Below are 23,291 nucleotides of genomic sequence, written 5' to 3'. Positions count from 1 at the left end.
TGGCTCTCTCTTTTGTTAATACCCCCATTCTATCTTATCCAGTTCCTCCAGATACTTTTCTCCGGTTTCCGGCTCTACCATTGCCACAAAATATGCCTTTCCATACATATACTCTTTGAATCCGGTCCGTTCACTGTTTCCTGTATTTTCCAGATGTTTCTGTACCCCCAAATGTCTGCAATAATATATTTCCTGTTTCAACTTTCTTTTGAACTTTTTAGGAATACACACTTCATTTTCTTTCACGATCAGCCCTGTGACTATTTTTCGGTATGGATCCTGATAATAGCATATTTTTTTCTGGTTAATTTTGAATGGATACTCTTCAATAATAGAACAAATCTCATCTGAAAGTCCACCAATGTCTTCATTGCTTGAAAACGACATATCATCTGCATATCTAGTATAGGTAATTTCTTTTTTGAGGCAAAATTTTTCCAGTTTCTCATCCATACTTCTCAGAATCAGATTGGATATATATGGACTTGTGGGTGCTCCCTGAGGTAATTTTTCTTCATAACAGCAGACTTCTGCAAGGAATTTTGCCGCACTCTCACTGTACCCAATCTCCTGAAACAGTGATATGACCATTGTCTGTGTAATCGATGGAAAAAAATCTTTGATATCAAGATTCAGAATATTCCTGTGCCCTATATGCATTTTTGCATTCGTCAAAATAGATCTGTCTTTTAGAAAACCGTGACAGTTTTTACTTACATTTTGTTTTTCCAGAATTTCCTTAAGTATCCATTTCTGTCTCCGTTTAAGCTCATAACTGGGAGCTGTAATATTTCTTTGTTTATTTTTCCCTGCTATTGTAAATGTATGGTAACACTCCATCTTTATCTGCTGTAATTCCAAAATTTCACTCGCATGTCTGCCATCATAAATCACCGGAAGATTCTTATCCAGCAGCTTCTTCGCATAGTCTGAGCAACGTTGAATGTACTCTTTTGAATACTTATTTTCCATTGCCTTTCTTAAACGGTCAATATATTTATATTCACTCATAAATGCTCCTACAAAAAAAGAGTAATTGTATTGATTATATGAAAGTGGCTAAGATCATTCTCATACGAGCGAGGCTGGATGTGAACGAATGATAATAAGCGAACAGCCAGTCCCGCTCGTATGTTAGTCCCCTTCATCAAGGAGGCGACTGCACCTCAATTCAATTACTCTTAAAGCGAATTATATCATATTCGCCGGGATGTATAAATAATCCCATTCAAATTTCTGTCCTGTTTTTTCTCTTTTTTCATCATTATAAACAGACCATTCATTCCATATCGAAAACGCCTGTTCTTTCCCCAACGTACTTAATTCATATCTTTGATCTTTCACGGTTATAAATCCTTCCGATTTCAATTCACTGACCAGTTCCGCTATCTGCACTTCTGTCATTCTCAATTCTGCTATCAGAAGTCCAAAATCTACTCTATGGTATTTATCAATGTATGTCAGAATTAATCTTTTATACATTTTCATATGTGTCCACGCATCCTTTCAGATATGCATTATCTGTGTTTTTCTTTTTTCTTTTTTTAATTGCCTCTAATGTTAATCTTTTATCTCTGTCTCTTGGAAATAGTGGAACATTTTTTTCCGTGTATTTCCAGAACGAACAAAGCGTATTATTCGGAGTATTGTAATAAAAAGACAGCAGGATTTTGCATTTCTCAAATCCCATAACAAAACTTTTTTCCCCTTCTATACCTATTTCTTTTTCATATTTTTCTATAATTTTTTCTATTTTCTTTTTGTCTTCTCCTTTAAAAATATAGCCACCTGTCATACAGTTTTTAATACAGTTTTTTTCTTCCTGCATTTGAAAAACCCAAACCTTTTCTTCCGCTTTTTTATTAATATACTTTATTGCCCGTTTCGTCATTAAGATACCTGTTACATAAATCAGATAGTTATCAAGATTTTTCTCTGAGCAGTGTTCTGCAAAGTTTTCCATTGTTTTTCTTACCGAGAATCCTGTTCCTAATATATCATCAATAAAAATAATGGCTTTCTTATTATCCAGTAACTTCAAATCCATTTTATTGATATCCGATATAATCTGTTCTTTATGTATTCCCCATTCCAGATTCACACACAGTAACTGGCTTCTTAGAGAATCTCCTCCGCTACCAACACCCTTAGAACTTGGCACCGTTACAAACAAAACTTCCTCTCGCTTAATTTGTTTCTTCTGAATATCTTCATATATTGAATTACATAATTCATAAATACGCTGTTTATATTCATTCTCTGTTATATAACTGTAATTTTCGAATAAAGAATAGAAATATTCTCTTTCGTCCTCATCGAATCTTTTTATCCAACAGGAAATTCTATCTTCCAGATTTTCCTGTAATATCTGCGAGTCGTAGAGTTTATTTTGTGTATATGCCTCCATTTGGCTTGAGGCATATTGCTCAGGTTTTATATTATTGAATTTGTAAAAATGGTCTATTGCTGTTGTGTTTTCCATTGGGGACGGGTTTTTCTGGCTCTCTCTTTCATTTCTTTTTAACCGCTGTACTTATTGCTGTTCTGGAAATTCCCGTAAGTCTGCTCATCTGGCGTATAGAAATTCCAGAATAATGTAGCCTCTGTAAATATTCATTCCTCGTGGCAAGATCAAGTCGTTGAAAATCAGAAGGTGATGTGCAGGATGTCCTTCTGGCAATTATTTTAAGAACTTCTGCATCTGAAAGACGTGAGGAAGCATAATACTCCATGCACATTTCATCCGAATCAACCTGCAGATAACTTATACATTCATCATAACTCTGAAACAAGTCAAAAACTGTATTGATATCTACAAAAGAAGCATCCATGTTGATATAATCATTATAACTGCTCCATGGATACATTCCCAACGTCTTTTCCATTCCTGCATGGAATGGGTTCTGATGAATATACCGAAACACTGTCCGAAAATATCTCATATCATTTACAGGTTCACTTTTGTATCTGTCCTGAAACAGATATCCACTACGCTGGTATTTTTTATTATACCACCTGACAAATTTTACTTCTATCTTTTTCATAATTAAATCAAGATCAACTGTCATATGTTCTATTAGCAAATGAATGTGATTATTCATCAGACAATACGCATATATCTTAAATTCACAGGTTTCTTTGTAATATTTCAGGACATTGATAAACTGCAGATAATCATACTCATCTTCGAAAATAATCTGCTGATTAATCCCACGCAAAATTACATGATGAATACAAAGCGCACTTTTCTCTCTGGGTTTTCTTGGCATGAACTGCTCCTTTCACGAAATGACTATAGATAAAAAAAGAAATGTAGTTAGAAATTGTACTTAGAAATAAATTATTGGGACTATTATAAAAAAATATGATCATAAATACAAGTGTAAAATAATATTTATCCATTTGGGACAGAATAGGTTTCCAAATTTCTCCGTCCCCGATGGTTTTCAATTTTCATTATTTTTCATTTTAGCATATAGAATGAAGGTTATAAATTTCAACTATTTTGCACATTAATCTTTTCAACTTTCCGGACAAAAAATAAAACCTGCCTGGGAATCATCTTTTCAGATAAAACCCGGCAGGCTGCTTCTGTTAAATATGTTTTTCTGCTTTTTATATCCATTTGTCACTGTTCAATGGCCTGCGTTTCGGTGCCCCTCCCGCCGATTTTTATTCTTCTTATCGTCTTTTCCAACGTCTTCATATCAACCGGCTTTGAAATATGGGCATTCATACCGGCTGCCAGAGAATACTGAATGTCCTCAGAAAATGCATTGGCGGTCATAGCAATGATCGGAATCGTCTTTGCCAATTCATGAGTACTCCTGCGGATTGCTCTCGTTGCATCATAGCCATTCATAACAGGCATCTGCACATCCATCAGGATCATGTCATAATCCCCTGGGGCAGACTGTTCAAATGCCTCCAGAACTCTTTCACCATTTTCACAGATGATACACTCTGCGCCCTCAATCTTTAACAGTTCCATCAGGATTTCTGCATTTAGCTCATTATCCTCAGCACACAGGAACCTCATTCCTTTCAGGGTATTACTATCCGGTTCATCTATTTCTTCCTGTGCTATCAAAACAACCTTTCTGTCCTCTGCAATTCTCAGATCTATGAGAACCTCAAAACAGCTTCCCTGTCCCAGTTCACTCTCCACATCAATGGTGCCTCCCATTGCTTCAACCAGATTTCTGGTAATAGCCATTCCAAGACCGGTTCCCTGTATCTTATTAGTCACAGAACTTTCAGCCCGGGTAAAAGCATCAAAGATCGTCTCTTTGAAATCTGCCGACATTCCTATTCCATTATCGCTGACTAAGAAACGGTACTTTGCGTAGACAGATGACTTTGTCTCACATTCTTCTACCAGAAACTGAATTTTTCCACCTTTCTGCGTGTATTTCACTGCATTAGAAACCAAGTTGCTGAAAATCTGCATCAAATGAACCTTGTCACCATTCACCCACTCGTGCCGGATGTTTTCTTTTATGATCGTAAGAGTCTGGTTTTTTTCGTCTATCTGTGAATGGAATATGGTATTGAGTTCTGTAATAAAATCCAAGATGGAAAAATCGGTATACTTAAAAACTGTTTTTCCTGCCTCAATTTTGCTCATATCCAGAACATCATTGATGATTCCTAACAGATGCTGTGATGAAATGTCTATTTTATCTGCATATTCTATTACTTTCGCTTTATTGCCTGCATCATGTCTGATCAATGACGTCATACCGATAATTGCATTCATTGGTGTACGAATATCATGTGACATATTGGACAGGAAATCTGTTTTCGCCTTATTTGCATTTTCAGCTGTCTGCAAGGCTTCCGTTGCAATGTCCTTTGCCTTTTTCAGTTTTTTATTGGCGACTTGCATTTCCCTCAATGCCTGTATCTGAATCTCATTATTTCTTTTTTCATATTCAGCTTTTTGATCAGCAAGACGGCGTCTGGAAATACTGTAGAATAATCCGGCAAAAAGCAAAAGTATAAAACCTGCCATGAGTAATGTTGTAAATCCTATTGTTTTCTGATAATCTTTCAGTACATTATCTACAACACTCTTTTCTACAATACAGATCAGCATGGTGTTATTATTTTCTATCGGACAGTATCCCAGATAGTAAGGTTTGTCACTTCCCAGAAGTTCTACCCCCTGTTCTCTGCCATCCAGCTTTTTTTGAAGAGAATCAGCCTCTTCCTCAGTGATAGCCTGATCTCCTTTTAAATGCTTTAACAAAAAATAGTTCCTAAAAAATTTATCTTCTTTCTGATTTGTATAAGTAATATTTCCGTCGTTATCCAGCATAAACAGATACGCATTCCCGTTATAGCTTTTCACACTTAACATGGAATCTAATTTTGAATGATCATACAAGGTTCCAATTGCCGTATAAGTTTCCCCATTAATCGTATATTCCTGACATGGAATTGCAACCAGATAACCATCTTTTTTCTTCTGGTTGTAATCAAGAGAAACCAATTTTCCAATATTATATCCGTTCCTCAAATCCAACAAAAGTTTACTTGGCATGTCAACCCGAAGTTTTGTTCCATCAGTGGTTATTGCCTTTCCATTTTCCTGGAGAAATATAAGTGTACTTTCAGATTCTTTCTGCCATACCTCAAAGAACTTTTTGTTTATATCCAGTCCAAGAGACCTTCCGTCCTCCTGAATAAGAGAATCCTCAAGCAAATGCAGCTGACTGTAGTATCCATTCACCTGCAGATCATAGGTCTGCTGTATCTGTTCAACAACAGCTCCCATATTGCTTTTCCCGTTTTCTGCGATATAGCTGTTCATCCTGTTCAAAAGGAGCTTTACAAAAATTAAGCTTAAAAGTATAAGAATTAAAAAAAACAATGGTACTATGATCTTTTTTCTTTTTGTTATCACTTGTTCTTTTCCCACTTTTATTTTTCAACCTCTATATAATCTTCCGGTGCTGACGGTTGCTGTCCGTTTGCCATTGCTGCAGTCCATGCACTTGATAATGTTGTGTCCTTAAGCTGCCTGATCTCACATTTCGGATTTATTTTTTTCAAAACAGACATTGTGGTGTCTGTAAGAAGAATAGAGTACTCCTTGTCTTTGTCTGTTTTTTTCTTATTTACTTCTATGTCCTGTAATGAGAATCCGTTTTCCTCCTGACTGACGATTATTTTCATACCGGATGCAATTGGTAATTCATATTTATTGGTTACATGAAATTTCTCATCAGAATCAGCAAGATATTTCTCCGCAAGTTCATAAACCTCTTTGCCATTGATTTTTGCCAGATATAATGGTGTATCTGAACTCTTTGCTGTCATCAAAGCAACCCGGCTGCCGGTGCACTCCCCTTTGTAAATGGAAGAAGTAAAATAATAATATGGTACCAAAGCCAGCTGAGCATCATTTTCTTCTCTGATCGTAGTTAAAATAGAAGATGCCGCATCACGACCGTTTTTATCATTTAGTGAAATAGAATATTCATTTTCAAAATTTACTGTGTTTTTTTCTTTTGAATCCTTACTGTTCATTGTGCTGCGAAAAGCATCATACGCCTGTGTTTCATCCATTTCCCCTGACAATAATCCGTGAACAGCCTTAAGGCTGGCATCAAATGATTTTTGAGCAGAATATCGGATATAAACAGAATTATTATTAATTTCATCTTCAAGGCCAGGTACATCTTCCATCATGTTTGGAACATCTACATTTAATGAAATTACACCCTTTCCTTCTGCAATCAGCGTTTGTCCTTCTTTTGAAATCATACGATCCAGGACATCGAATGCCAGGTCCAGTTTTTCCTGATCTTTTTCCAGGTCTTTGTTGAATGCAATATTCAGAGAAGGGGTCATATTTATAAAAGATTCATCCGAAATCTGTGAAAAAAACGGTATACGGGTTAATTCTGCACCCATCTGTTCCTGATATTCCTGCATAAGTGCCGGATAACCATGAAACATTGCTGCTTTTCCCTCAAGGAACATCTGCGCTGCAGTATTAATATCGACGCTGATATCATCACTTGTAAAATGTGAGTCCTTCAGAAATGTATTGGTTTCTGAAAAAATACGTTTCCATAACGCATCATCAAACGCAATATCCCCTGATGCACTTTCAGCTGAGCTTCTCCATTCGATTCCATCCAGACTCATGAATTCACCGATTGCACCTGCCTGAATCACCTCATGAGCAGACCAGTCTTCTGCAAGATCCAGGGAATACGGTTTTATACCATTATCATAAAACTGCTGGCATGCCTGTGCATATTCCTTATAATTTTCCGGTATCTTGATCCCGAGCTGCTCAAACAATGTCTTGTTGGCAATGATCGTCTGCGGCATACCGCAGATAGGAAGCCACTGAATCTCATTTTTTGAATTTTTATAATATTGCAATGCATAGGAGTAATACCTGGAAACCACATCATAAGAAGCAAAATCCATAAGATACGGCTCCAGATCCTGTGCATCTGTTCCTGAGAATCGACGTACAGTTATGATATCCGGCAGTTCACCATGTTCTTCAAAATAGCTGTATAAATCGGTATCATTGTTGCCGGTAATAAACTCAATATCCTGATCCGGAAACTGCTCATAGATATAGGGTACAATATTTTTCATTAAACGATTTTCCCACAGATACACAGTAAGGTGATCATCATTTTCAGATACTGCTTTTTCAGATTGTCCACAGCCAGACAAAACAGTAGTTGCTACAAGCACCCCTGACAATAAAGCTATCAGATAATGTTTTGCCTTTTTCATACTCGTATTTTCCTCATTCTTTCCTGCTAAAATCATTAATTCAATAATCGGGAATCAATTACAGCCAGCTTTCCAGGACATCATTCAGCTTATTCATATCCAGCGGTTTTGCGATATGTCCATTCATGCCTGTGTTTTTTGCCAGCTGTACATCTTCTGCAAAAGCATTGGCAGTCATGGCAACGATCGGCAGTTTTCCCTGTTCACCCGGAAGGCTCCTGATCGCTGCGGTTGCCTCATAACCATTCATGACAGGCATTTGGATATCCATAAAAACAAGATCATACAAGCCTTTCGGAGAAACTTCCACTTTTTCAACTGCAGCTTTTCCATTTTCTGCTGTTTCCACTTCTGCCCCTGTCATCTGTAAAATTTCAACAGCAATTTCTCTGTTTAACTCATTATCATCAACCACCAGAATTCTTTTTCCTGTATAATCTGCTTCTGACAGCTTCTGCAGATAATTTCTTGCTGCTTTTTCTTTTCTGTCCGAAGTAAACTGCCGCAATGTTGCCGTCAGCCTGGAACGGAACAGCGGTTTTGCAATAAAAGCATCTACACCTGCAGCCTTTGCTTCTTCTTCAATCTCGCTGAATTCATAAGATGTCAGTACAATGATGGTAATCTCTTTACCTATACGCTTCCGGATCTGTCTGGCAGTTTCTATTCCATCCATATCCGGCATCTTCCAGTCCAGAATAACAGCAAAATAATCGCACTTCAACTCGTGGTGTGCATAACAACGCTCAACGGCTTCTCTGCCGGAGAGAACCCATTCACCTGTAATACCGATTTCTTTCAGTGTGGCAACTGTACTTTCACAGCATGTCTTATCATCATCCACAACCAGAACAGGAAGATTCATCAGATTTTTGTCCTGTGCTTTTTCTTTTTCCTGAAGCTCCAGGTAAATCGTTACCGTAATTCTGGTTCCCTTATGTAAGGTGCTCTCCACTTTAATATTACCATTCATCAGATTAACAATATTTCTGCTGATCGCCATTCCCAGACCAGTTCCCTGAACTCTGGTTGTCCGGTGATCATCTGCACGGCTGAAAGGATCAAACATGATTTTCTGGAATTCCGGTGACATACCGATTCCATTATCCTCAATCGTAAATTCATAGCATCCAAGCTCTGAAAATCCATTTGGCTTTTCCTCTATGGAAAAAATAATATTCCCACCATCCGGTGTATACTTGATCGCATTACTCATCAGATTCACAAACACCTGCTGAATCCTCAGACTGTCACCGCAGACATCCTCATGTTCAATGTGATTAATATGTATATCAAAATTATGTTTATGTTCATCAAGCACCGGTTTCGTAAGCGTAATAAGATTATCCACCAGTTCTGACAGATTGAAATCTTCCTGTGCCAGCGTCATTTTTCCGCTTTCGATACGTGCCATATCCAGCACTTCATTGATCAGCCCCAGCAGATGGCGACTTGATTCTGTAATCTTGCTGAGACATTCAATAACTCTCTCCTGACTCTCAATATTTGCTCCTGCGATCGCTGTCAGACCGACAATAGCGTTCATCGGTGTCCTGATATCATGGGACATATTGGAAAGGAATTCTGTTTTCGCACGATTAGCATTTTCTGCAGAACAGTAAGCCTCTTTCAGTGCCTGACGGGATTCAATCTCTGCTTTTTTCTCCTGTGTCACATCCATGGATGCCAGCAATACTTTTACCAGTTTTCCATCCTCCCATTCCAGGGGTATGTAAGAAGCGATCTTATAAGTCTTTTCATCCTGGCTGCAATACTCAAACTTATAAATATCATTTTCACTTTTCAGTTTTTTCCGGATATTATCCGGGGCTATCAGGATATCTATAGCTTCCAATGGTTCCAGTGTCTTATATTTTTCAAGAACCTGCATCTGAAAATCATGATAAAATCCCAGAGGTTTATATATCATCTGTCCATTCAGATTGTAGAATTCATACCTGTCATTTTCCAGATCACAGACAACAAAACGGTCAACCAGACGCACAATACTCTGGATCAGCTGCTCCATGGAAGCATTATCCGCTGCCATCTGCAGATGCCGTGCACTCTCCACCTTTGTCTCTGTGATATCCCGCAGAAAGATCATGGCATATTCTGAATCCTCTATCTCGCCGCGTATGATCACATTACGGACCCATCGTTCTTCTCCATTCAGAGTGATACGGCACTCCAAAGCCAATTCGGTTTCCAGACCCTTCAGCCTTTCTGCAATATAACCACGGTCGTAAAAAGAGGATACCGCCTTCTTATCTTTCTCCACAACATAGGAATCCACAAAATGCCGGATCAGTTCATCCCATGTATGACTCTGTTCAAAGACTGTCATCAGGGATGTTTCAACCTTAAAGGTATCAAAAGTATTCGCTTCCAGATTCACATAATACTCGCACAGATCTGCTTTCGTAAAAGCCCGGTGGAAAGCAGCAGATTTTTGTGCCTGCATGATTTCTTTTTTCTCCCCATCAATGTTAATAAAAATCCCGGCAATCCTGCTGGCAGAACCATCCAGACGGCGTATTACTTCTGCCGATGCCCGAAACCACTGGTATTGATTATCCTTCATTCTCATACGATACTCTACCTGGTATTTTATCTGGTTCGTCTTATCCTTAATTGCCGCCTGAAGCTGCACCATTACTCTTTCTTTATCCTGTGGATGCAGAAGATCTGACCAGGATTCCAGTTTATTCGGAAAGTCCAAAGTGTCATGATAGCCAAGCATTTTTCGGAATTCATGACTCCAGTTTGCATTCACAATCTCACTGTTTTCGTCACAGTCAAAATACCAGAAGCCGGAACAGATAGCCTCATTGAGCAGTGCCAGATTTACATGATCCCAGTTGACCTGTACGGACATAACCCAGATCTGTCTGCCCGCCTCATCTGTCGCATCTTCTTTATAAAGCCGTACATTATTCACTGTACCGTCTGCTGTAAGGATCTGTGATTCCCCTGCTCCGTGAAGCTGCAAAAAACGATCTCGATCCAGTATATCTTCCTCGCCATAAAAGAAATTTTTCAATGAGCCGTTTGTCTGCTTCATAAAAGAGTCGAATGTATATCCTGTACTATGTAACAGCAGATTGCTCACAGATAAAACAGACAGGTTTTGGTCATAATATCCTGTCATTATGCCTACCCCGCCATTATTTTCCAGTGTTTTCTGTACTGCCTGTGACATGGCCTGTGTCTGTCCCGGTACAGTCTCACTTAAAGAATATATTTTGTCTTCATAATTTCCCATTTTATAAAAATCCTCACTCTGTTTCATGCTTCGTTATCCTGCTTTTATCTATATACAGAGAACCCGTCCCTGCCAGTTTTCTTATCCATTTTTGCATACAAAAAAGGACACCTTCTAAAACCTGCCAGCGTCCCTACTATATTTCTTTAACATCACACTGATTTTAGCCCCTTCTGGCTTTGCGTCCCTGCCTTTCAGCAGGTTTGCCTTGAAATAATTTCCATTTTTATCAAAAATAAAATACCATGAAGTTTTTCATACGTCAATAATGTTGGATAGAAAATCCGTGTATTTTGCGTATGTCAGGTTGCATTGTCAGGGATTAGGATGAATTTTGGCTATTTTGCACATTGATATTATTATCTGTTATACATATAGTAATATTAACAGGACTCCCCGCACCTCTCAACGATGTGCCCCAGGGGAGATATTTTTTTATATGAAGATATTATTGAAGAAATAATATAAAGTGGAGTTCTGGTTTAGGGAATTCCATTTTTATTGCTTGTATTTGCTTTGTTATTAGCGTACTTTGCTCCCATATGATATCCTGTTTTTTTCACATATTGCATTTCTCCCTTCTGAAGTTCTCTTTTCAGTTACATGACTATACCAGAAGTCGGGGAAATAGCAATTCAGCAGATGTACCGAAAATGCGTGGAGGAGATTGGGGATAGTAGATAATAGGGAAAATTAGGATAAAAGAAAAGTCATGGCTCTGCCATGACCTTTCAATTTATATTTGCTGTCTTATTCAGCAGAAATACCTGCCAGTTTTACATTTACGTTATAAGTTGCCGGGTCTTCTGCTGCTGCATTATTGACACAATCAGCATCGGTACCTTCCATCCAGATATAAACACGCATTTTTACGCCATCATACCCTACGGAAGAAGCAATTTTTTGTGTGCCAGATGAAACTTCATAGTTCTTTCCAACCTTCGTGGCTATCCAGTTTTGACTATTCTGATCGGTATAAGTAGTAGCATAAATATATGGATAAGTCACTGCTACTGGTTTTAATTTTCCGTCTGTCTTCGTGCAATCCAGCACATCCCCTTCTTTTCCTCTTGCAGTATTGTAATCTGCCTCCGGATTTTTTTTATTGCTTATGGCAAAAATATATTCACCCTGAGCCGGCTAGTCTCTTCCTGTTCTGTGTACCACAAAACCTGCACGGATTGCTGATGATATGGGATTCTTCTCGTCGCTGTCCTCAAAACCGATATCCGCTATGTATATATCTGTAGAATTTCCATTTGTTCTCAGAAACAGACTGGTCTTATAGTAATCACTATAGTCTCCTTTCCCAAAAAGGCTGGCCACCAGATTGCTCTGATTCTCTGTTCCGTTGGTAAAACCCAGGACTTTCTGGAATCCTCCGCTGATCCGGTTGGTTGATACAGGATTCAGTCTCCCCGAAAAGCTGTCCAGCACAGCGGCTGATCCATATGTTCCACTGTATGAATTACTGATCTGCAGATTGACACCTGCGCCCGCTGCCATACGGACTTTTGTTGTATGACGGCTTGTATTATATACATACCATGCATATGTTGCTGAAATCACTGCAAGCAATGCAATAAGGAGTGCCACTGTGCCTGTAGTAAGTCTGCCTTTCAGTTTTTTCCTGCTGGATATATCTGATTTATTTACTTCATCAGAAATAATAGGCACCTCCATTTCTCTATATTCGTCAAGGTGTACTTTTTTATTACACTTTTATAGAATATAATATCATATTCATGTATTTTCAGCAATTCATCATTAACACTGTTTTTTTCTTTTATATCACTGAAACAAAAAGCAGACCGGAGCCTGAAATGCCTGCCGGTCTGCAAAATATATCATATTTTATTTACGATTATAATTGATGAGACAGCCTTTCAGAATGATTTCTCTCTCATCATCTGTCAGTTCTCCAAGTGTAACGTCGAATTCTTTCAGTGTATCGCCGTCAACTGTATAACCTTTGATCACATCTGCTTTCTCTTCTACTGCCTTGCGGATTCCCGGGAAGAACAGATAATCGCCGTTCTTGAACGGAAGCTCACCGGACGGGATCAGGAATGGAAGCATTCCCCAGTTGATCAGATTGGAACGGTATCTCTTGGTTGCATATTCATTTGCAATGTTTGCCCAGCCGCCGAGTACTTTCTGGCAGGATGCTGCCTGCTCCCTGGCGGAACCATCACCTGGTTTTACTGCAAAGATAGTGCTTCCTACACCAAGGTTGGTCTTGTCCACATCCGGATATGTTTTGTTGATAGTCTGAAGCACCGGTTTCAGCTCCGGTACTGCTTCTGCCGGGCAGTTGCCTTCCTGGATCGCTTTCTGAGCTACCTGGATCGCTTTTGCTCGGCCTACATATTCCGGATCTTTTCTGGACAGTGTGAACTCTGCAAGTCCAAGCGGATTGGAACGGTAAGAGGATGTCTCACCGGATGGAATCAGCTCGTCTGTTGTTGTAACCGGATCGTGAATTTCGGAAACAACTTTCAGGATCAGGTTATCTGCAAGTGCAGCCATCTCCGGCCAGTCCTTGATGTTCGGGCCAAACTGGATCTCAACGCTTGGATCTGCTACGCCCTTGCTGTCAAATACACGGTTCTCGTAGATGGATTTATCGAAGTAATATTTATGCTCGGAATAGCTTCCCTCAAACTCCTCTGCTGATGTAAGGAATCCCTTATTGGCAGCTGTTGCAGCAATGGAACGTGCATCCATAAGTGCAACAGAAGAGATCTGACCGTTCTGGATCTTGGAGCCTTCACGGTTCGGGAAGTTTCTGGTTGTGTGTCGGATACTGAACGCATTGTTGGCTGGTGTATCTCCGGCACCAAAGCACGGTCCGCAGAATGCAGTTTTCACAACAGTACCTGTTCCGATCAGCTCTGCAAGAACGCCGTTCTTAGCCAGCTCCATATAGATCGGAGTACTTGCCGGGTAAACACTTAAAGTAAAGGCATCATGTCCGATGTTTTTGCCTTTAAGGATGTCTGCTGCTGCACAGATATTCTCGAATCCACCACCAGCGCAGCCTGCAATGATTCCCTGGTCAACATAAAGCTTGCCGTCAACTACCTTATCTCTTAAGGTGAAAGGAATTTTTCCATCGAGGCTTACCTGTGCTCTCTTCTCAACATCTGCAAGAATGTCGTCCAGGTTTGCTTTCAGCTCATCGATGGTATAGGTATTGCTTGGATGGAACGGCATTGCGATCATTGGTTTGATCTCGCCGAGATCGATCTCAACGCATCCGTCATAATATGCAACACTGCCTGGTTTCAGTTCTTTATAATCCTCCGGTCTTCCGTGGATCGCATAGAACTCTTCGATCTTCTCGTCTGTCTGCCAGATTGAGGAAAGGCACGTTGTCTCGGTTGTCATAACGTCGATTCCGATACGGAAGTCCGCACTTAAATTGGCAACTCCAGGTCCTACGAACTCCATAACCTTATTCTTCACATAGCCGTTGGCAAAAACCTCTCCAATGATAGCCAGTGCAACGTCCTGCGGTCCTACGCCCGGACGCGGAGTGCCCTTCAGATAGATGGCAACAACGCCCGGCATATTGATATCGTATGTCTGGCAGAGAAGCTGTTTAACCAGCTCAGGGCCACCTTCGCCCATGGCCATGGTTCCCAGTGCACCGTATCTTGTATGACTATCGGAACCGAGAATCATTTTTCCACCGCCTGCAAGCATCTCTCTTGCAAACTGATGGATAACTGCCTGATGAGGTGGTACATAAACTCCGCCATATTTCTTCGCACAGGTAAGTCCGAACATGTGGTCATCTTCGTTGATGGTTCCGCCTACTGCACAAAGGGAGTTATGGCAGTTGGTCAGTACATATGGTACCGGGAACTTCTCAAGTCCTGAAGCTCTTGCAGTCTGGATGATTCCTACAAATGTAATATCATGGGAAGTCAGTTTATCGAATTTGATCTGAAGCTTCTCCATATTGCCGGATTTATTATGAGCCTTGAGAATAGAATATGCGATGGTATTCTTAGCAGCCTCTTCTTTCGCTACCGGCAGATTCGCCTGATCTTCAGGAATGATATCATGACCGTTCTGAAGATAAACGCCTGTATCGTAAAGTTTCATTTCGGTTCCTCCAATCTGTAATGATTCATTTTTTCATAATTGGGTTTATTATAGAGGATTTTTACACATTAGTCAACAAAAGCGCGCCTGTTAAATGCACTGTTTCCTGTACAAGAGAAAAATTTTCTGATTTTTTATATTGACAAGCATATAGCTAGTAGCTATAATGTGATTACGAACCGCAGCAGATGAGTGCAATTAATCGAAAAAGGAGAATACGTATGGTAAATGAGAATACTTCATTACAGGATTTGTTTGATATTGTCGTAAGAACACTCGATGATGTAGAGCTAGGAGAAGTTTTCACAGTAAGAGAACTTTTCAGAGGATTTGAATGGAACCGGATCCAGAAGGGCAACCGTACAAAATTAGGTTCTATGGTTCTCGCTTATTCCAAAAACGAGACTGGTTCTTCTGTTCTGCTTGCACTGAATAAAACACCTCAGAATCAGCAGATCTATAAAAAACTTTAATATCTCTGCCGCCTGTGGCAGTTTCAAAAAGGAGAAATGTTATGTTCCGTTTATGGGGAAAAATTTGGAAAGACAATCACATGCTCACAGATACAGTTGTCTGCGATGACAGTAATGATACAAGAACGCATAAAATCTTCCACGGTCTCGAGGAAATCTGCTATCAGCTGGATCTCGGCAATCCGATCTGGCTGGACGCTACCGTGAAAGATTTTAAGAAACATGATAAAGCCCGTTTTTATCAGGACAATTTCATTGAACAGATTGAATTCGATTATCTGGAGATTCAGGTCATTGAGGAAGATTGATGCTTTCTCAGCTTTTTAATATGGATTTATTTTTCCGGGAAATTTTTGTATCATAATATTCCCAGATAAATCCAAACAGATAAAACAAAGTAAAGTTCATACCTGTACGGATCACGTTTGTCTCAAGAAATCCATAACTAAAGAACATTGCATACACGATCACATAATCCAGACGTCTTCTCCGGAACATCCACCATATTGTTCCAACATGTAAAAAGATAATGTAAAGAAACAGTACAATTCCAAACGCAAGCAGCAAATGCATATAACCATTATCCAATGTATATAACCCCAGTTTTTTGTATCCCTCCGGATTTGATTTGTAATCCATCAAAGGCTGTCCCCATAACGAAAGCCCATAATATTTATAGTATTTGATTGCCTGGGAAATACGTGCTCCAAATGTCCCAAGCACCTTAAATATTTTTTCATTTTTGCAAAAACAGCAGAATCCAATCATTATTCCCAGAATTCCCAGATAGCACGTCAGAAATACATTCCTTACTCTGTTAATGTTTCTGTTCAGAAATCCTCTGGCACCAGGTAAATTATACAGTACCGTAATCACCAGCAGAAGTCCCATAAGCATCAGAACCGTACTGCAGTCCGTAACTACTTTAACAACTGCCATTGCAACTATAATTCCGATATAATGCTTCAGCATCAGTCTGCCTTTTCTTAAAAGCCAGTACAGTAAAACAATCTGAAAGATCTTGGCCGCTGCTACATTAGGGTGTGAAAATCCAAATGCATAGGATACTGTTTTGTGTCCGATCTTTACAGTTCTTCCAAATGGAACAACATCTATCAGACCCAGGAATGTCATGATCATAAAGCCGACAATATGACTCCAGAACAGACATTCTGTAATTTTTCTCGGCCGCACATTTTTGCTGGCACACAAAAACCAGAATATGGCAAGAATTATATCAGAAGAATTATGTCTGTATACTATAAAACCAACAGCTTCCGTCAGTGCGATCAGCCCTATGATCCGTGGCTCTTCTACTATATCAAATATAATCTTCACCACAAGCAGTCCATTAATCACATGAACAAATGTAACATACTGCTCCCAGCTCACCGGATGAACATAAGTTAATATTCTGCCGTTTCTAACCATTGTAAAAGTTATAATATATACACATAAGCATGCAAGATACAGTATCTCTTTCCAGTCAATATCCTGTTGTGTTTTTCCTTTCATTTTTTTCCTCACTTCTCGTTCTTTTCACCTGCAGCATTCCAGGCAGCGAATTATGTTTAATGTTTCTTTTTCAGAATTTTATTTACATAGCCTTTTCCGGTATTTAAATATTCACATACCACGGATTCTTTCAGAATAAGAAGAATGATTCCATATACCATAAAGAATACAATTCCTCCCAAAAGCAGCATAAAGAATGTAGAAAGACTGCTTCTTCGAACTGCTGTTGCAGCTATTGCCGATAAAACAACCGCTATTATAATCTTCCAGATCTGAACACCTCCGAAAAGTTTTCCCAGATCCTTCCGTAAAACCCACATCTGATACATCAGAACCACAAGTTCCGCCGATACCGTACCAATGGCAGCTCCGGAAGCCCCAAGTCTCGGGATCAGGATTCCATTAATGATAAGGTTCACTGTTGCTCCTGCAATTTCTGAATACAGTACATATTTCTCTTTCCCCATAGGAATCAGAATCTGTATTCCCGTAATATTGCTGAGTCCGATCAACAGCAGAGTCGGCATAATGATCTCCATTGGAACAATTGCTCTTTCAAAAAGTTTTCCGGATACCAGATAAATGGTTGGCTGTGCAAAAATTATAAAAAACAGAGCAAGCGAACCTCCGGCTATGATTTCAAAAGCTGCAGCTTTTTTTGCCAGTTTCCAGAATTCTTCCCTGTTTCCCTTTTCCCAGTGATAAGAAACTCTCGGAAGTAATACCGTTCCCAGCGATGTTACTACACTGACAAGAATGTTCTTGATCTTTACAGCAGCATCATAACATCCATTCTCTTCTGCGCCCTTGATAAATCCAAGCATTACACTGTCCATATTGGTATAGATCGTTGTTGCAACTGACATTCCGAAAAATATAAAAATCGGTTTCAGATGCTGCCGGAAATGATAGTCTCCTACAGGATGAGTCGAAATCATTTTGTGAAGATTAATAAAGTTCATGGCATTGGAGCCGACCAGTGCAAGAACTGTAAGGAAACCATAGATCACATAATCATCACTGTTATGTATAAATATAAAAATACATAAAAAGGCAATAAATTTAAAAATAATGGAACGAACTGTAATATAGGTATACTGTTCCAGCCCCTTATACAGCCACTCCACACCAAGTGTATTGAAAAATATCAGAATACCCATGACAAGAAATAATGTTTTTTCCTGCCGGAGTTTTGCATTAAAAAATACTGCCGCAAAAAATGCCGCATATGACAGGAAACAGGTGATCATATTAATGATCAGAATTTCCTGAACTGTACGGCTCAGTTTTTCTTTATCATCTCTTACTTTCGCACATACACGTATTCCATAGGTAGGGATACCAAGCTGTGCAAACATGGTAAAGTACGTAATTACCGCATTCGCAAAGCTTACCATTCCCATTCCATACGGTTTCAGGATTCTGGAAGCATATGGATATGTAATAAGCGGAAACAGGATATTACTTCCTGTAAGAATTACATTCATTATAAAATTGTATGTCACAGACCTGTTTTCATTTTTTTTCACTATCTGTTCCTCTTTTTTCCTTTATATGATTTTTCTCCCATAAATCCTTTTCCCTTATAAATATGTTTTTTTATCAGTTGAAGCAATCCCCGCCAGTGTAAGCAGCCAGAACGGATGATATGAAATTTCAAGCAGATGCTGTTCCATAATGCAGCACAGAAAAACTACTGCAAGTATAAACATCCGCTCAGACATTCCCGCTTTCATCAGCCGGAACAAAATCCAGACAGATAAGATTATAAGTATTCCCAGTACCAGAATACCGTACTGAAAAAGTATGTTAATATAAGAACAGTCCAGAAAGAAATATTCCACTCCTTCTTTCTGATGAACAGCTCCTCCATATCCGTTCATGAGCACTTCCTGTCCCAGCAGCGGAATTGAATAACGTTCAAAGCCTTTATGTCCCTGCGAAAATCTGTTAGTCAATATTTTATTGATCCATCTCATCCAGCCACATTCCGGCCTGTAAAACAGCGCCAGCAGTATGGAACTGACGCTGCACAACGGCATAACAAAACACATTATACTCTGTATTTTTTTGTTTTCTTTAAGAATTTCTTTTTTCTTCAGCAGGAAGAACAATGCAAAAATCCAAAGTCCTGTTGCACTGGTTCTTGCTCCGCAGAAATACAGACAGAATATTCCAAGTCCTGCTACAAGTGCAAGATCTCTGTACCGGATCTTTCGGATTCGCAGCCACAGATAACAGGCAGCCGTAAAAAATACATGTGCTGAAAAATCCGTAGGATAAATACTTCCAAAAGATATTCTTGCAATATTTCCCCGTTGTTTCTGGATATAGATCAGATTTTCAATCTGTCCTGTCAGCGCTGCAATCATTGTAATAATCAGGCATCCTGTTGATACCCACAAAAATACTCTGACCAGCTTGTCCTCATCTACATCTCTGGCTCCAATGATCAGAACCACCAGATCCAGTATATATCTTCTCATATAATGATGCCAGCAGAGGATCAGCACTCCGGCTGCAATTCCTGCAATCAGAATCTCATATAATTTCCAGGACCGGCCACATGCAATTTTTGCAAATACGACCAGTATCCCGAAAATCAGTACCAGATCCAGCTGTGTATCGCTCCATCCGAAAGAAAACATTGTCGTATCTTTAAAAGCCATCATCGTGATCAAACCAAAATAAATCAGATACAGATTTTCGAAAATATTCTGTTTGTTGTTATCTGCTTTGCAGTATATATTTGTTATCGTCTTCTGAATTTTCTGACCTAGCATCTTTTATTCCTTATTTATCATCTTGTACCATTCCGTAAACTTTCCATCTTTCTCTTCAAGAAAAGTTCCTCTGATAAACGGTGCCGCCGCAAACAGAAACGGATTTACATAAATATGCAACAGGCGTGGTTCCACAAAGGAATATAGCAGTACAAATAAAACCAGTACAATTCTTCCGTCATGGTACTGTTTTCGAATTATTTTGTTCATAATAATCAATATGACAAGCACCAGAATAAATATCAGAAGTCCCTGATCCAGAAGGATTTTGGCATAGGAATTATCTACAAAATTATAACTTTTCAACAGACTGTCTGTGTTATCAGATCCTCCAAAGCCAATCCAGTCTATATGCTTTCCAAACAAATGGACTCCGTAATTCCGAAAACCAGCTACCATATACTGAATTCGTTTGCTGAGAAACCGGTCAAAAAGTTTTCCAAGTCCGGTTGGATAAATAATACACATTATCAATGTCACAACAGAAAGAAGAACACCGGCATAGTCCGTGATAAATCTCACTCTTCTGTTTTTAAAGATATCTTCTACTATGAAGTTTTTCTGTACCAGTCCCCAGAGATAAACACCTGCAACCAATACTGCTATGAGCAAAAATCCGAATCTGGAATCCGTAAGTTTAAAAAGAATCAGATTCAGAAGTTCGATCGTTATCACCTCAATAAGCGTAAGTTTCATTTCCGTGATCCAGCAGTACAACACAACTGCAAAGAACAGATATGACATCACCGTACTGGGGTAATCAAAACCAAGCGCATGACGTGTAAGAACATCCTGTCTCTTAAACATCATATCTTCAATAGTTCCATATCCGCTCAGTCCCGTAATTATAAGCAATACTGTGGAGATCATAAAAAATATGGTTTTTACGATCTGATCCAGATCTATATTTTCTGCAGCCATTGTAAAAACGACACAGGCAAGAAAAGAGCGGTCTCCGGAAATAAGTGCACTGATTCCGGTCACAGCCAGAATCGCCAGACACCATACGCTCTTTCTGACATTCACAAGTTCCAGTGGAAATCTCTTTCGTTTATTCCATGTAACATGTTCATCCACAATCAGGATAAGCCCGAAATAAAAAGCAAGATAACGCAGATAAACAAACAGATCATTCCAGTACGAGGTTTCTACCAGTAATGTAGTCTGCAGAATTGTCGGAACACAATACAGAAAAAGTCCTGCGAAAAATACTTTCTTTCTTAATTTTATTCTGTTATCATTCATTGCTCTCTATCTCATCTGTTATTTTCTTCAGGGAGCTTCCCTCTCTGAGCTGCTGTCCTTTTTTCTGAACATTATCCAGCATCTCTTTATATTCCTTATCTGTCATCCTATTTATGATATCCGGGATTTCTTCCAGGCTTCTTACTGTGATACCCAGATTCTGTTCCTGTATCCACGGCGCGATCGCTGCCTGATTCCATACGATCACAGGCATTCCGCTTGCCAGATACAATGATGCTTTATGGGGATTATTAAATTTCAGATATCCTCCGAAAGTACCCTCACATTCATAAATACTGCCGCCGTCCCAGACAAGGCCCCATCCTTCTTTTAATACGGAGGGAAGCTGTTCCGGTGCATACTGTCCTTCATAGATCACCTGTGGATTTTTTTCTGTTTCCTGGTAGTTTGGACCATACAGATGATATTCCAGGTCTCCCGGGATTTTTTTCAGATCATTTAAAAATCCGCATTTCTCCGGTTTCAGATTTCCGGCGATCGCAATTTCACGACGATTCCTGTCCCCTGCCGGTTTAAATCCCGGTATCAGGTAATCAAACAGTCCCAGTATATGTATCTTCTGAAAATGATATCCTTTTTCCAGAAGGTACTGTTTCATCTTTTCATTGTGAACGATCACCTCATCCGCAAGCTCCAGAAATTTTCTTTCGGAAGCAAAAACAAGTCCTCGAAGACTTTCCAGGTCATGAATCAGAAGAATGATCCTTGTATTCTTTTTTTTCATTTTCTGTACAAAAGGAACTGCCAGCTGGCTTACCTTGGGATACATGGCCAGAGGATACTGTATGATAATCCGGTTTCCGCTGCCTGCTGTTTTGCTGACACGCTGCCAGTCACTTATGGTTACTGCTGACATTTTTATTTTATCCAGCGTTCCTTTTTCTTCACTGTGATGTACGCAGACCGGTATATATCCACAGTTTTCCAGAATTTCTGCCACATCATTTCTGGCCTTGGAACCAGCATGATTTTCCCGGCTGTTTTTCTCAACAACACAGAAGTTTTTCAATTTTCTTTACCTCCGTATGAATATCATATCCACCGTCTACAAAGTTCTGTTGTATAACTGCCTGTTCTTCTCTTTTGGCATTCTCTGCCATTTTAAGAAGTTCATCTACCCATTTTTCCATGGGTTCTTCCAGAGAAAGACGTCTGCAGTTTCCGTTAAGTACACATGCTTCCGGTACAGCCTGCTCGGATGTAAGTATAGGAAGCCCGTTCGCCTGCGCCTCCAGTGCTGCAATCGGTGCGCCCTCAAATCTTGACGGAAAGACAAAAAGATCAAATGCACTGAGCCACTGGCAAATATCCTTCTGCACCCCTGCCCAGTATATATATTTCTCTATTCCAAGCTCTGCTGCAAGTTTTTTCAGTTTCTCCTCATCTTCACCCTGTCCCACAAGTACAAGACGGGCTTCCGGCATCTTTTTTACTGCCTGTGCAAAAATTTTCAGTAAAAATTCCTGATTTTTCTGGAAATGCAGTCTTCCAACATTTCCCATAATATATGCATCCTGAAGTCCCAGTTTTTCTCTCAGCTGCAGACTTTTTTCAGGATCATAGGCCATCCGCTCTGTTGAGATTGCATTATGAATGACCTTCGCTTTATCCTTCAAAGAATCCCTGTAAAACCAGCTGACTGCTGCTTCTGAGCAGGCCCAGAAATCTGTAGCATATTTCTGGATCACAAAACGATTCAGCTGATGCAGTTCTCCCCGTAACCAGGAATCCATATTTTTTGAATTATGGCTGTGAATGATTCTTTTGGGAATTCCGTATTTTTTGGCATATTTCAGATAATCAATATTAGCCAGACTGCATACGTTAACCCATATGCACTCGTATTCTTTTCCGTGTTTGCTGAAAAATGTCTGAATTTCCTGCTTGTATTTTTTGTAATTTTTACTTCTGGCTATGAAATGAATCATCTTGCAGCCTCTCTCTGCAAGCTTATCCTCATATGCTATTTTTTCGTAAGAATTACACAAAAAATCGAACTGGAACTCCCCCGGATCTATCTCAGATATATAGTTATACAGAAAACTCTCCACTCCTCCGGGGTTTTCTGTCATTCCAAATACCAGTATCTTATGCATATTTCTGTCT

The 23,291-nt window shown here is 39.4% G+C and carries 18 protein-coding genes and 1 riboswitch; of the genes, 2 read left to right on the top strand and 16 right to left on the bottom strand.

Going from position 1 to position 23,291, the window contains the following annotated elements; all coding sequences use genetic code 11:
• Positions 1–15: 15 nt before the first annotated feature.
• From WMO28_RS03325 to WMO28_RS03280, 10 genes are all read right to left on the bottom strand, one after another.
• A complete protein-coding gene (locus tag WMO28_RS03325) occupies positions 16–1,011 on the bottom strand; it encodes a retron St85 family RNA-directed DNA polymerase (RefSeq protein WP_178644822.1) in 996 nt (331 codons plus the stop codon).
• 180 nt (positions 1,012–1,191) lie between these two features.
• Positions 1,192–1,488: a hypothetical protein gene (locus WMO28_RS03320; RefSeq protein ID WP_178644824.1), complete on the bottom strand. Its 297-nt coding sequence runs from the start codon at positions 1,486–1,488 to the stop codon at positions 1,192–1,194.
• The gene (locus WMO28_RS03315) at positions 1,475–2,482 is read right to left on the bottom strand and encodes a phosphoribosyltransferase-like protein (protein WP_349056048.1); all 1,008 of its coding nucleotides are present in this window, start codon (positions 2,480–2,482) and stop codon (positions 1,475–1,477) included. The genes WMO28_RS03320 and WMO28_RS03315 overlap by 14 nt, the downstream gene beginning before the upstream one ends.
• Before the next feature lie 28 nt (positions 2,483–2,510).
• Positions 2,511–3,269: a transposase gene (locus WMO28_RS03310; protein ID WP_349056047.1), complete on the bottom strand. Its 759-nt coding sequence runs from the start codon at positions 3,267–3,269 to the stop codon at positions 2,511–2,513.
• A 359-nt stretch (positions 3,270–3,628) separates the two neighbouring features.
• Positions 3,629–5,779, bottom strand: coding sequence for an ATP-binding protein (locus WMO28_RS03305; RefSeq protein WP_349056046.1), 2,151 nt, complete (start codon positions 5,777–5,779; stop codon positions 3,629–3,631).
• Positions 5,780–5,925: 146 nt separating this feature from the next.
• Positions 5,926–7,770: an ABC transporter substrate-binding protein gene (locus tag WMO28_RS03300; RefSeq protein WP_349056045.1), complete on the bottom strand. Its 1,845-nt coding sequence runs from the start codon at positions 7,768–7,770 to the stop codon at positions 5,926–5,928.
• 58 nt (positions 7,771–7,828) lie between these two features.
• A complete protein-coding gene (locus WMO28_RS03295; RefSeq protein WP_349056073.1) occupies positions 7,829–11,035 on the bottom strand; it encodes a response regulator in 3,207 nt (1,068 codons plus the stop codon).
• A 112-nt stretch (positions 11,036–11,147) separates the two neighbouring features.
• A riboswitch (cyclic di-GMP riboswitch) is annotated at positions 11,148–11,253 on the bottom strand.
• A 532-nt stretch (positions 11,254–11,785) separates the two neighbouring features.
• Positions 11,786–12,088 (bottom strand): hypothetical protein, encoded by a 303-nt coding sequence (locus tag WMO28_RS03290; RefSeq protein ID WP_349056044.1) that lies wholly within the window; start codon positions 12,086–12,088, stop codon positions 11,786–11,788.
• Between the two features lie 87 nt (positions 12,089–12,175).
• A complete protein-coding gene (locus tag WMO28_RS03285) occupies positions 12,176–12,712 on the bottom strand; it encodes a hypothetical protein (RefSeq protein WP_349056043.1) in 537 nt (178 codons plus the stop codon).
• A gap of 177 nt (positions 12,713–12,889) precedes the next feature.
• The gene (locus WMO28_RS03280) at positions 12,890–15,148 is read right to left on the bottom strand and encodes a hydratase (protein ID WP_349056042.1); all 2,259 of its coding nucleotides are present in this window, start codon (positions 15,146–15,148) and stop codon (positions 12,890–12,892) included.
• Between the two features lie 221 nt (positions 15,149–15,369).
• On the opposite strand from WMO28_RS03280, the gene WMO28_RS03275 reads away from it, so the two are divergent.
• Both WMO28_RS03275 and WMO28_RS03270 read left to right on the top strand, forming a co-directional pair.
• Complete coding sequence (locus WMO28_RS03275; RefSeq protein ID WP_178641133.1) at positions 15,370–15,621, top strand: DUF1413 domain-containing protein; 252 nt, start codon at positions 15,370–15,372, stop codon at positions 15,619–15,621.
• Between the two features lie 41 nt (positions 15,622–15,662).
• Entirely contained in the window at positions 15,663–15,929 is a 267-nt protein-coding gene (locus WMO28_RS03270; protein ID WP_178641136.1) for a hypothetical protein, read from the top strand.
• A gap of 7 nt (positions 15,930–15,936) precedes the next feature.
• On the opposite strand, the gene WMO28_RS03265 is transcribed toward WMO28_RS03270, so the two are convergent.
• Genes WMO28_RS03265 through WMO28_RS03240 form a run of 6 tightly spaced genes read right to left on the bottom strand, consistent with a single transcriptional unit; the run spans position 15,937 to position 23,281 of the window.
• Complete coding sequence (locus WMO28_RS03265; protein ID WP_349056040.1) at positions 15,937–17,136, bottom strand: hypothetical protein; 1,200 nt, start codon at positions 17,134–17,136, stop codon at positions 15,937–15,939.
• A 56-nt stretch (positions 17,137–17,192) separates the two neighbouring features.
• On the bottom strand, positions 17,193–18,665 hold the full coding sequence (locus WMO28_RS03260; RefSeq protein ID WP_349056039.1) for an oligosaccharide flippase family protein: 1,473 nt from the start codon (positions 18,663–18,665) through the stop codon (positions 17,193–17,195).
• A 54-nt stretch (positions 18,666–18,719) separates the two neighbouring features.
• Positions 18,720–19,919, bottom strand: a complete 1,200-nt coding sequence (locus tag WMO28_RS03255; protein ID WP_178643729.1) for a hypothetical protein — start codon at positions 19,917–19,919, stop codon at positions 18,720–18,722.
• 3 nt (positions 19,920–19,922) lie between these two features.
• Positions 19,923–21,164 (bottom strand): hypothetical protein, encoded by a 1,242-nt coding sequence (locus tag WMO28_RS03250; protein WP_178643731.1) that lies wholly within the window; start codon positions 21,162–21,164, stop codon positions 19,923–19,925.
• Positions 21,157–22,194 (bottom strand): glycosyltransferase, encoded by a 1,038-nt coding sequence (locus WMO28_RS03245; RefSeq protein WP_178643733.1) that lies wholly within the window; start codon positions 22,192–22,194, stop codon positions 21,157–21,159. The genes WMO28_RS03250 and WMO28_RS03245 overlap by 8 nt, the downstream gene beginning before the upstream one ends.
• Positions 22,172–23,281, bottom strand: coding sequence for a glycosyltransferase (locus WMO28_RS03240; protein WP_178643735.1), 1,110 nt, complete (start codon positions 23,279–23,281; stop codon positions 22,172–22,174). Before WMO28_RS03240 ends, WMO28_RS03245 begins: the two co-directional genes overlap by 23 nt.
• Between the last annotated feature and the right edge of the window lie 10 nt (positions 23,282–23,291).

It is taken from the genome of Blautia aquisgranensis (genome assembly GCF_040096615.1).
GTDB lineage: Bacteria > Bacillota > Clostridia > Lachnospirales > Lachnospiraceae > Blautia_A > Blautia_A aquisgranensis.
The sequence above is the reverse complement of the archived record's forward strand: the minus strand, read 5'-3'. Positions and strand labels throughout refer to the sequence as shown.